We start from the raw sequence: 11,218 nt of genomic DNA, 5'->3' as shown, positions 1-11,218 counted from the left end.
GCGCCCTGGCCGCGCAGCGACTCGGCGCAGCCCTTGCCGACGTCGCCGTAGCCGCAGACGACGGCCGTCTTGCCGCCGATGAGGACGTCCGTGGCGCGGTTGATGCCGTCGATCAGCGAGTGGCGGCAGCCGTACTTGTTGTCGAACTTCGACTTCGTCACGGCGTCGTTCACGTTGATCGCCGGGAAGAGCAGGGTGCCGGCCTGCATCATCTCGTAGAGACGGTGGACACCGGTGGTGGTCTCCTCGGTCACGCCGCGGATGCCGGCGGCGATCGCCGACCAGTCGAGGCCGGTCTTCCCGAGCAGCTCCAGGACGATCCGGAACTCCTCGTTGTCGGCGGTCGACGGGTCCGGGACCTTGCCCGCCTTCTGGTACTCCACCCCCTTGTGGACGAGGAGGGTGGCGTCACCGCCGTCGTCCAGGATCATGTTCGGACCGTCGGCGCCCGGCCAGGTCAGCGCCTGCTCCGTGCACCACCAGTACTCCTCCAGGGTCTCGCCCTTCCAGGCGAAGACCGGGATCCCGGCGGCGGCGATCGCGGCCGCGGCGTGGTCCTGGGTGGAGAAGATGTTGCAGGACACCCAGCGGACCTCGGCGCCGAGCGCCACCAGCGTCTCGATGAGGACGGCGGTCTGCACCGTCATGTGCAGCGAGCCGGTGATCCGGGCGCCGGCCAGCGGCTGCGTCTCCGCGTACTCGCGGCGGATCGCCATCAGGCCGGGCATCTCGTGCTCGGCGAGGGTGATCTCCTTGCGGCCGAAGGTGGCCAGGGAGAGGTCGGCGACCTTGTAGTCGGAAAAGGGGGAAGGCATCCGGAACTCCTGGGGATCGGGTCGGTCGAACGGTCGGGTCGGTGGTCACGCGGCGGTCAAGGGGCCGGGGTCTACCGCGCGTTGAAGTACGTGGCCTCGGGATGGTGGACGACGAGGGCGTCGGTGGACTGTTCGGGGTGGAGCTGGAACTCCTCGGAGAGGACGACGCCGATCCGCTCGGGGCGCAGCAGTCCGGTGATCTTGGCGCGGTCCTCGAGGTCGGGGCAGGCGCCGTAGCCGAGGGAGAAGCGGGCGCCGCGGTACTTGAGGGCGAACATGTCGCGGAGGTCCTCGGGGTCCTCGTCGCCGAAGCCGAGTTCGCGGCGCACCCGGGCGTGCCAGAACTCGGTCAAGGCCTCTGTCAACTGGACGGACAGGCCGTGGAGTTCGAGGTAGTCGCGGTAGGAGCCGGCCTCGAAGAGCTCGCCTGCGGCCCGGGAGACCCGGTTGCCCATGGTGACGACCTGCAGGCCGATCACGTCCTGTTCGCCGGACTCCTCCGGGCGGAAGAAGTCGGCCAGGCACAGCCGCCGGCCCCGGCGCTGGCGGGGGAAGGTGAAGCGGGTGCGTTCGGAGCCGTCCTCGTCGCGGAGGATCAGCTCGTCGCCCTTGGAATTGACCGGGTAGTAGCCGTAGACGACGGCCGGCTCCAGCCAGCCCGAGGTCTGCAGCCGGTCCAGCCACATCCGCAGCCGCGGCCGGCCTTCGGTCTCGACGAGTTCCTCGTAGGAGGGGCCGGTCCCGGCGCACGGGGCCTTCAGCCCCCACTGGCCCTTGAACAGGGCGTCCTCGTCCAGCCATGAGGCGTAGTCGGCGAACGGGACGCCCTTGACGATCCGGTCGCCCCAGAACGGTGGTACGGGTATCCGGTTGTCCACCGTCACGTCGGAGCGGGCGGGTCCGCGGCCGGGCTCCTCCTGCCGGGTGACCTCGGCGCGTGGGTGGCGCCGCTGCCGCAGTTCGGGCAGGGCCGCGCCCGGGACGCCGTGCTTGACGGCGACGAGCGCGTCCATCAGGCGCAGGCCCTCGAAGGCGTCGCGGGCGTAGCGGACCTCGCCGTCGTAGATCTCGTGCAGGTCCTGTTCGACGTACGCGCGGGTGAGGGCGGCCCCGCCGAGGATGACCGGGAAGCGGGCGGCGAGCCCGCGCCGGTTCAGCTCCTCCAGGTTCTCCTTCATGATCACCGTGGACTTCACCAGCAGGCCGGACATGCCGATCACGTCCGCGTCCTGCTCCTCGGCGGCGTCCAGAATGGCCGAAAGCGATTGCTTGATGCCGATGTTGACGACGTCGTAGCCGTTGTTGGACAGGATGATGTCGACGAGGTTCTTGCCGATGTCGTGGACGTCGCCCTTGACGGTGGCCAGCACGATCGTGCCCTTGCCCGCCACGTTCCCGCCGTCGGCCGCCTTCTCCATGTACGGCTCCAGGTACGCGACCGCGGCCTTCATCACCTCGGCGGACTGGAGCACGAACGGCAGCTGCATCTGGCCGGAGCCGAACAGCTCGCCGACGGTCTTCATCCCGGACAGCAGCGTGTCGTTGATGATCTCCAGGGCCGGGCGCTCGGCCAGCGCCGCGTCGAGGTCGGCTTCCAGCCCGCCGCGCTCCCCGTCGACGACACGCCGTTCGAGGCGTTCCCCGAGCGGCAGTGCCGCCAGTTCCTCGGCCTTGGACGCGGCGCTGGAGGACGCGGAGACGCCCTCGAACAGCTCCAGGAGCCGCTGCAGCGGGTCGTACCCCTCCCTGCGGCGGTCGTGGACCAGGTCGAGCGCGGCCTCGCGCCGGTCCTCCGGGATGCGTGCCATGGGGAGGATCTTGGAGGCGTGCACGATCGCGGAGTCCAGGCCGGCTCGCACGCATTCGTGCAGGAACACCGAGTTCACGACCTGCCGGGCCGCCGGGTTCAGGCCGAAGGAGATGTTGGACAGGCCGAGGGTGGTCTGCACCTCGGGGTGGCGGCGCTTGAGTTCGCGGATGGCCTCGATGGTCTCGATGCCGTCGCGGCGGGACTCCTCCTGCCCGGTGGCCAGGGTGAAGGTCAGGCAGTCCACCAGGATCGACGACTCCTCGATGCCGTACTCGGTGGTGAGCTGCGCGATGAGCCGCTCGGCGATCTCCGTCTTCTTCTCCGCGGTGCGGGCCTGCCCCTCCTCGTCGATCGTGAGCGCGATGAGGCCGGCACCGTGTTCGCGGGCGAGTGCGGCGATGCGCCCGAACCGGGTGTCCGGGCCGTCGCCGTCCTCGTAGTTCACCGAGTTCAGCACGGCCCGGCCGCCCAGCACCTCGAGTCCGGCGCGCAGCACGTCGGGTTCGGTGGAGTCCAGCACGACCGGCAGCGTGGACGCGGTGGCCAGCCTCCCGGCGATCTCCCTCATGTCCGCCACGCCGTCGCGGCCGACGTAGTCCACGCAGAGGTCGAGCAGGTGCGAGCCGTCCCGGATCTGTTCCCGGGCGATCTCCACGCACCCCTGCCAGTCCTCGGCCAGCATGGCCTCGCGGAACTTCTTCGACCCGTTGGCGTTCGTCCGCTCGCCGATCGCCAGGTAGGAGGTGTCCTGGCGGAACGGCACCGGCTGGTAGAGCGAGGAGGCGGCCGGCTCGGGGCGGGGCCGGCGCGGGGTGACGGCGCGCCCCCGCACGCGCCGGACGACGGCGCGCAGGTGCTCGGGGGTGGTGCCGCAGCAGCCGCCGACGAGCGAGACGCCGTACTCCTGGGTGAACGCGTCGTGCGCGTCGGCGAGTTCGGCGGGGCCGAGGGGGTAGTGGGCGCCGTCCTTGCCGAGCACGGGCAGACCCGCGTTCGGCATGCACGACAGGCCGGCTCGGGCGTGCCGGGCCAGGTGGCGCAGGTGCTCGCTCATCTCGGCGGGGCCGGTGGCGCAGTTGAGGCCGATCATGTCGATGCCGAGCGGCTCCAGCGCGGTGAGCGCCGCGCCGATCTCCGAGCCGAGCAGCATGGTGCCGGTGGTCTCCACGGTCACCTGCGCGAAGACCGGCAGGTCGAGCCCGGCCTCGGCGAGGGCGCGCTTGCAGCCGAGCACCGCGGCCTTGGTCTGGAGCAGGTCCTGGCTGGTCTCCACGAGCAGCGCGTCGGCGCCGCCGGCGATCAGGCCGGCCGCGTTGCGCTGGTAGCCGTCCCGCAGGGTCTCGTACGGAGCGTGGCCGAGGGTCGGCAGCTTGGTGCCCGGTCCGATGGAGCCGAGCACCCAGCGGATCCGGCCGTCCCGGTGGGCGTCGGCGGCCTCGCGGGCCACGCGGGCGCCGGCCGCGGACAGCTCGAAGATCCGGTCGGCGCTGTCGTACTCGCCGAGCGCCGTGTGGTTGGCGCCGAAGGTGTTGGTCTCCACGCAGTCGACGCCTGCCGCGAAGTACGCCTCGTGCACGGCGCGGACGAGGTCGGGCCGGGTGACGTTGAGGATCTCGTTGCAGCCCTCCAGCTGCTGGAAGTCGTCCGGCGTCGGGTCGGCGGCCTGGAGCATGGTGCCCATCGCGCCGTCGGCGACGACCACCCGGGTGGCGAGGGCCTCGCGCAGCGCGTCGGCGCGCTGCGCCTGTGCGAGGGGGCTCATGGCGCACCCACCGGGCTGCGTTCGATCCGGCGGATCAGCTCCGCGGCGCTCACGCGGTGCTCCTGGGTGCCGACGGCCCCCGGGACTTCCGTGGCGAGGGCGCAGCCCCGCTCGTCCGCGAGGAACGCCGGAGACGTCCTGCCGGGGCTGCCCTCGATCAGCTGGTCCGCGGAGTGCCCGGGACGGGCCATCGGGTGGTCGGTGGCGATCGAACCGGTGACGGCGATGTGCACGGCGGTGCCTCCTCTGGGCAGCGGCGACATGGCGGGAGGTCAGGCCAGCGCGAGGGCGCGGAGCTTGTCCGCCCGGTCGGTGCGCTCCCAGGTGAACTCGGGCAGTTCCCGGCCGAAGTGGCCGTAGGCGGAGGTGCGGGCGTAGATGGGGCGGAGCAGGTCGAGATCGCGGATGATCGCGGCGGGCCGCAGGTCGAAGACCTGGCCTACGGCCTCCTGGATCTTCGGTACGGGGACGGTCTCGGTGCCGAAGGTCTCCACGAACAGGCCGACCGGCTCCGCCTTGCCGATCGCGTAGGCGACCTGTACCTCGGCCCGGCGGGCGAGTCCGGCGGCGACGATGTTCTTGGCGACCCAGCGCATCGCGTACGCCGCCGAGCGGTCGACCTTGGAGGGGTCCTTGCCGGAGAAGGCGCCGCCGCCGTGCCGGGAGTAGCCCCCGTAGGTGTCCACGATGATCTTGCGGCCGGTCAGGCCGGCGTCGCCCATCGGACCGCCGATCTCGAACCGGCCGGTGGGGTTGACCAGCAGGCGGTAGCCGGTGGTGTCGATGCCGGCGTCGGCCAGGACGGGTTCGACGACGAACTGGCGGATGTCGGGGGCGAGCAGCGACTCCAGGTCGATGTCGGAGGCGTGCTGCGAGGAGACGACGACCGTGTCGAGACGGACGGGGCGGTCGCCGTCGTACTCGATGGTGACCTGGGTCTTTCCGTCGGGCCGCAGGTAGGGCATGGTGCCGTCCTTGCGGACCTGGGTGAGGCGCTGGGCGAGCCGGTGCGCCAGTGAGATGGGCAGCGGCATCAGTTCGGGGGTGTCGTCGCAGGCGTAGCCGAACATCAGGCCCTGGTCGCCGGCGCCCTGCCGGTCGAGTTCGTCCTGAAGGCCCTCGACACGGTGCTCGTGGGCCTGGTCGACGCCCTGGGCGATGTCGGGCGACTGGGCGTCGATCGAGACGGAGACGCCGCAGGAGGCGCCGTCGAATCCCTTGGTCGAGGAGTTGTAGCCGATGTCGAGCACGGCCGCGCGGACCAGGCCGGCGATGTCGGCGTAGGCGGTGGTGGTGACCTCGCCGGCGAGATGGACCTGGCCGGTGGTGATCAGCGTCTCGACCGCCACGCGGGACCCGGGGTCCTGTGCGAGCAGGGCGTCCAGGACGGTGTCGCTGATCCGGTCCGCGATCTTGTCGGGGTGACCTTCGGTCACGGACTCCGAGGTGAAGAGACGACGGGACACGATTCCTCCGTGAGCTCGCGGGGCCGTGGACTGCTGGGCCCGTACAGGGTGGGAGGGGACTCTTCAAGCGGGCTCGAATTCCGCTCGACGCGGCGGCGGAGCGGGCGCCTCCAGCCAGACCTGAGCGGGACGGCGCATGCTGCCCTGGTTCCGTACGCGGCAACCACGCGGCGACTTCACTGCGACGAGAGAGGTGTCCATGGCGGGGACGACGAGCCGATCACCCATCCGGGTCCTGGTCATCGGCGGCGGTATCGGTGGTCTCTGCGTGGCCCAGGGGCTGCGGCGGGCCGGTGTCGACGTCCAGGTGTACGAGCGCGACGAGTCGGCCGACGGGCGCCGGCAGGGCTACCGGCTCCGGATCAGCCCCGAGGGCGAGGCGGCGCTCAGGGCCTGTCTGCCGCCGCGGCTGACCGAGCTGCTGACGGCGACGGCGAACGCCCGCGACGACAGCGGACTCGCGGCCTACGACGAGCACCTGAGGGCGCAGTGGGCGCCGGCCTTCGAGGACCCGCGGGCCGGCCGGGACGACAAGATCGATGCCGTGGACCGGGTGACGCTGCGGCGGATCCTGCTGGCCGGTCTCGACGAGGTCGTCCACTTCGGGAAGAACTTCGAGCGGCTTGAGCGGACGCCCGACGGGCGGGTGACCGCTCGTTTCGCGGACGGCAGCGAGGCCGTCGGTGACGTACTGATCGCGGCGGACGGCACCCACTCGCGGGTCCGTGCCCAACTCCGGCCCTGGGACGCGCCCCAGGACCTGGGCATCCGGACGATCTTCTCCCGGATTCCGCGGCGGGAGGCCATCGAGGCAGGGCTGCCGGAGGCGCTGCGGGACCGCTTCAGCTATGTGATCGGCACCGACGGCCACCACCTGGGCCTGATGCCGATGCTGTTCCGCGAGCGCCCGTCGCGGGCGGCTGCCCGGCTGTGGCCGGACGCCGGGCTCCAGGACGCCGACGACTACTACATGTCGGTGTTCAACGTGCACCTGGCGGACCTCGGCCTCACCGACGAGGGGTTCTTCGCGATGAGCGGCGAGGAGCTGTGCGCGCTGGTGGTCGAGCGGACCCGGGCGTGGCACCCCGACCTGCGGGAGATCTTCCGGTTCGCCGATCCCGCGACGTCGTTCGCGGTGGCGCTGCGGGCCACCCGGCCCGTGGAGGCGTGGGACACCTGCCCGGTGGTGCCCCTCGGTGACGCGGTGCACGCGATGCCGCCGTCGGGGGGCGTGGGGGCGAACACCGCCGCGCGGGACGCGGCGGCGCTCAGCGGTCTGCTGGCCGCGGTGGACCGCGGGGAGCGCGAACTGGCGGAGGCCGTCGGCGACTACCAGAAGGCGATGGTGGAGTACGCGACCGAGGGGGTGGAGATGTCCCTGCGGATCGCGGAGTGGTCGATCAAGCGGGCGCGGGACTGAAGACGGCGGAGCATCGCCCGCGTACGGGAGGTACGCGGGCGATGCGACGCGGTACTAGCGCTTGTACACCGGGCTCTTGTCGCCGGCCGGGACCTGGGTGATGTTGTAGTAGACGTTGCCTTTGAAGGTGCTGACGGGGTCGGTGATCGTCGAACCGCCCGGCGCGCCCACGAAGACGTTGTCGTGGTAATTGACCACGCTCTGACCGTAGTTGCCGATCAGTGCCTTGGCGACCGACGTGTGGACGGTGTTGCCGTAGAAGGCGAGGTTGGTCATGGTGACGCCGCAGCCGTTGAAGATCACCGGGAAGGTGAAGCCGTTGTAGCTGGCGTCGTGGTCGTTGACGCTGGCGTTGTACCGGACGACGACACCGTCGCTCAGCTGGCCGGGCGCGGTGCAGAAGGCCAGGAAGCCGCCGCCGTTGTCGTGGCTGTAGTTGTACTGGTAGGTGACGTCGGAGTTGGCGCCGTCGGCGTCGAAGGCCATCATCGGCGGCGCGGAGGCGCCGTGCGAGACCTCGTTGTACTCCATCACGGCCTTGTCGGAGTTCCAGACCCAGACGCCGGAGTGGTAGGCGGTGGCGCGCAGACCGAAGCCGTTGACGACGTTGTGGTCGATCCTGGGGGCGGCACCGTTCTGCACCACGATGCCGTCGCCGCCCTGGTTCGACAGCCGGTTCCCGGTGATGCGGACGTTGGTCATCGGCACGTAGGTGTTCTCGCCGCCCGGGAACAGGTCGCGCTTGGACCACTGGGACTCGGTGGCGATGCCGTAGCCGTCGGTGCCGGAGACGGTGCTGTTGGACACCGTGATGCCGTCGAAGGTGGTCGGCTTGGCCGAGCCGGCCGCCTTCAGGACGATGCCGCCGCTGTCCTCGTTGTCCGGCCCCGTGCTGTCGATGCCGGTGACGTCGTGCACGTTCACGTTGTCGATGACGTAGTGGCTGCCGGTGCCGTAGTCGCTGAGCAGCACGTAGATGCCCGTGCGCGCGGTGGAGTCCGGGGTGGTGGTGTCCGAGACGTCGAGGTTGCGCAGCTCCCAGCCCTGCACGTTGTGCAGGTAGACCGTGGCGCGGGCGCCGCCGCCGGCGAGGAACGCGCGGGCGTTGCCGCCGTAGGTGCTGACCGTGATGGGCGCGGTGGCCGTGCCGGAACCCTGCGGCGCGAGGACGCCGTTGCAGGTGACGCCGCTGCGCAGGAGGACGGAGTCGCCCGGGCCGAAGGTGGTGCGGCTGACCTTGGCGAGACTGCGCCAGGCGGTCGTGGCGGACGTGCCGTCCGCGGAGTCGTCGCCGGCGGAGCAGTCGACGTAGTACTGCCGGCCGTCGGCGTAGGCGGGGCCGGCCACGGCGAGCGGGGTGGCGCACAGGGTGAGGACCATCGCCGCTCCAGCGGCCGCTGTTCTCGGTATTCGGGTGGATCGCATGCTTGGTGCTCCTTCTGCTGGCGTGACGCTGTCTCAGCGTGGCTGAGATGGTGCGGTCGCCCGGCCGAGAACCGCTCGAGCGGGAGTCGAGCCGCCCTCGAACGCGAAGCGGATCACCGGCCACCGGCGGGGTGGATGATCTGGCCGTTGGTGTTCCCGTTCGCCGCCGAACCGAGGAAGACGATCAGCCTGGCCACGTCGTCCGCCGTGCTCAGACGGCCGCTGGGGGTGTCCGCGACCGCCTTCTCCAGGAGCGCCGGGTCGACCGCGTCGAGACTCTCGGTGATCGTGCCGCCGGGCGCGACCACGTTGGCGAGCACGCCGTCGCCCGTCCACATCAGGCCACGGACGAAGCCGTGCAGGGACGCCTTGGCGGCGCTGTAGACCTCCGAGCCGGGATTGCCGTACGTCGCCGTCACCGAGGACAGCAGCACGATGCGGCCCCAGCCGCGTTCGCGCATGCCGCCGAGGGCCTGACGCACCGTCCAGAGGTGACCCTCGACGTTCTCCCGGTAGCGGCTCAGCCAGAAGTCCATCGGGAACTCGTGGTACGGCACCATCTCCTCGGGGTTCATCCACACCCACGTCTGGGCGTTGGCGACCACCACGTCGACTCCGCCCCACCGCTCCTCGACGGCGCTCACCGTCGCGGCGACCGACGCCGGGTCGGCCAGCTCGTAGTGGAGCGCGCAGGCGCGGTCGGCGCCGCCGAGTTCCTCGACCAGTTCCTTCGCGGCGTGCTCGGACCGGTTGTACGTGACCGCGACCCGCGCGCCCTCGGCGGCGAAGGCCTTCGCGGTGGCCCGGCCGATGCCTCGCGTGGCGCCGGTGACCAGTACCCGTTTGTCCGTCAGTCCCAGATCCATGGCATGTCCCCTCGTACGTCGTGCGGCAGGGTCCCGTCAGCCGGGCCCCGACCCCACCTTCGGGAACGGCGCTCGAGCGCGGCTTGACCGGATGTGGAGCTGCCGGCCGCACAATTCGCGCCAGATTCGCGTCATCGATTCCCGAAAGGCTCGGCCATGGACCCCACTCCCGCGGACAGACTGCGCTGGTACGCCCTCTCGGCGATCCTGATCACCCACTGCATGGACCTGCTCGACGGCATGATGGTGAACACGGCCGCTCCGGCGATCGGCGAGGGACTGCACGGCAGCTACGCCGTCCTGCAGTGGATGGGCGCCGGCTACGCCCTGGCGTTCGCCTCCCTCCTGATCACCGGCGGGCGGCTCGGAGACATCGCCGGCCGCAAGCGGATGCTGCTGATCGGCACGGCGGGGTTCACCTGCGCCTCGCTGCTCGCGGGTCTTGCGGTGAACCCGGGGATGATCATCGTCGCGCGGATGGTGCAGGGGGCCTGTGCCGCGGTGATGGTGCCCCAGGGACTCGGCATCATGCGCGAGCTGTTCCCGCCGCGCGAGTTGCCCAAGGCGATCGGTCTGATGGGCCCGGTGGTGGGCATCGCCGCGATCGTCGCGCCGGTGCTGGGCGGTGCGCTGACGACCGGGAACCTGTTCGGTCTCGGCTGGCGCGCGGTGTTCTTCGTCAATCTGCCGCTCGGTGTCCTGGCACTGTTCGGCGCTGTCCGGTACATACCCGACCAGCCGCCCGCCGACGGGGCGTCGGTACGCCGTCTGGACGGGATCGGCACCGCGCTGGCCGTCGGCGCGATGGTCCTGGTCGCGTACCCGCTGATGCAGGGGCGCACGGAAGGCTGGCCGGCGTGGTGCTTCGTCAGCATGGCCGCGGCGCTGCCGGTGCTGGTCGTGCTCGGCGTCCACCAGGGCCGGCGGGCACGGGCCGGCCGGGTTCCGTTGGTCGAGCCGCGTCTCGCCCGCGACGGCAGGTTCGTCGCCGCGCTGCTGATGGGGGTGCTGTACTACACGGCGCTGAGCGGCATGATGTTCGCGCTCCTGGTCCAGCTGCAGACCGCGCACGGCTTCACCGCCCTGGGCGCCGGCCTGGCCATGGTGCCGTGGACGCTCGGCTCCGCCGTCGGATCGGCCGTCGCCGGAAGCCTGCTGGTACGGCGCTTCGGCGGCCGGCGCACCCTGCTGGGCGGCCTCGCGCTGCTGGTGGTCGGGGCGGTCGGGGTGATCACGGTGGTCTCGCGCGACCACGCCGTCACCACGTGGCAGCTGCTGGTTCCGCTCTCGCTGCTCGGCCTCGGCATGGGCGGCGTGCTGACCCCGTACTACGACATCTCGCTCTCCTTGGTCGCCCTGCCGGAGACCGGCGCGGCCTCGGGCCTGCTCAACTCCTTCCAGCAGCTGGGCAACAGCATCGGCTACGCACTCCTCGGCACGGTGTTCTTCAGCTACCTGCCGGACGCGCGGTACGGCGCCGACGGCGCCCTCCGCGTCACCTTCTGGCTCGCCGCCGGCCTGCTCGCGGCGGCCTTCGTGACGGCCTTCTGGATGCGCCCCCGCACCCACCGGGCCCAGCCCGGCCCGGCGAGCCGAACGGATCTGGTCCCGGAGGGCCGGGTGTGACTCCGGCTCCGGACGGACCCGCGCGCCA

General features: G+C 71.3%; 8 protein-coding genes. 2 read left to right on the top strand and 6 right to left on the bottom strand.

The features are described from left to right. From GGE06_RS39575 to metK, 4 genes are all read right to left on the bottom strand, one after another. Nucleotides 1-815, bottom strand: an 815-nt coding sequence (locus GGE06_RS39575; RefSeq protein WP_184933077.1) for an adenosylhomocysteinase, incomplete at its 3' end; no start/stop codon positions are given. Between the two features lie 71 nt (nt 816-886). Beyond that, nucleotides 887-4,387 carry a methionine synthase gene (gene metH, locus GGE06_RS39570; protein ID WP_184933076.1) on the bottom strand — a complete coding sequence of 1,167 codons (3,501 nt, stop codon included), beginning with the start codon at nt 4,385-4,387 and terminating at the stop codon, nt 887-889. Further along, nucleotides 4,384-4,620 carry a hypothetical protein gene (locus GGE06_RS39565; RefSeq protein ID WP_116157675.1) on the bottom strand — a complete coding sequence of 79 codons (237 nt, stop codon included), beginning with the start codon at nt 4,618-4,620 and terminating at the stop codon, nt 4,384-4,386. The genes metH and GGE06_RS39565 overlap by 4 nt, the downstream gene beginning before the upstream one ends. A gap of 39 nt (nt 4,621-4,659) precedes the next feature. Continuing rightward, the gene (gene metK, locus GGE06_RS39560) at nt 4,660-5,853 is read right to left on the bottom strand and encodes a methionine adenosyltransferase (RefSeq protein WP_116157676.1); all 1,194 of its coding nucleotides are present in this window, start codon (nt 5,851-5,853) and stop codon (nt 4,660-4,662) included. A gap of 199 nt (nt 5,854-6,052) precedes the next feature. Here metK and GGE06_RS39555 point away from each other — a divergent pair, with 199 nt between their 5' ends. Then, the gene (locus tag GGE06_RS39555; protein WP_184933075.1) at nt 6,053-7,273 is read left to right on the top strand and encodes an FAD-dependent monooxygenase; all 1,221 of its coding nucleotides are present in this window, start codon (nt 6,053-6,055) and stop codon (nt 7,271-7,273) included. Nucleotides 7,274-7,327: 54 nt separating this feature from the next. On the opposite strand, the gene GGE06_RS39550 is transcribed toward GGE06_RS39555, so the two are convergent. Together GGE06_RS39550 and GGE06_RS39545 are read right to left on the bottom strand one after the other, a co-directional pair. Continuing rightward, entirely contained in the window at nt 7,328-8,698 is a 1,371-nt protein-coding gene (locus tag GGE06_RS39550; protein WP_116157678.1) for a right-handed parallel beta-helix repeat-containing protein, read from the bottom strand. A gap of 113 nt (nt 8,699-8,811) precedes the next feature. Beyond that, entirely contained in the window at nt 8,812-9,564 is a 753-nt protein-coding gene (locus GGE06_RS39545; RefSeq protein WP_116157679.1) for an SDR family NAD(P)-dependent oxidoreductase, read from the bottom strand. Between the two features lie 156 nt (nt 9,565-9,720). On the opposite strand from GGE06_RS39545, the gene GGE06_RS39540 reads away from it, so the two are divergent. Next, nucleotides 9,721-11,190, top strand: coding sequence for an MFS transporter (locus GGE06_RS39540; protein WP_184933074.1), 1,470 nt, complete (start codon nt 9,721-9,723; stop codon nt 11,188-11,190). Nucleotides 11,191-11,218 lie beyond the last annotated feature (28 nt).

Origin of the sequence: Streptomyces nymphaeiformis (assembly GCF_014203895.1) — a bacterium.
Classification (GTDB): domain Bacteria; phylum Actinomycetota; class Actinomycetes; order Streptomycetales; family Streptomycetaceae; genus Streptomyces; species Streptomyces nymphaeiformis.
Note: the sequence above shows the minus strand (reverse complement) of the source record. Positions and strands in the feature narration are given on the sequence as shown.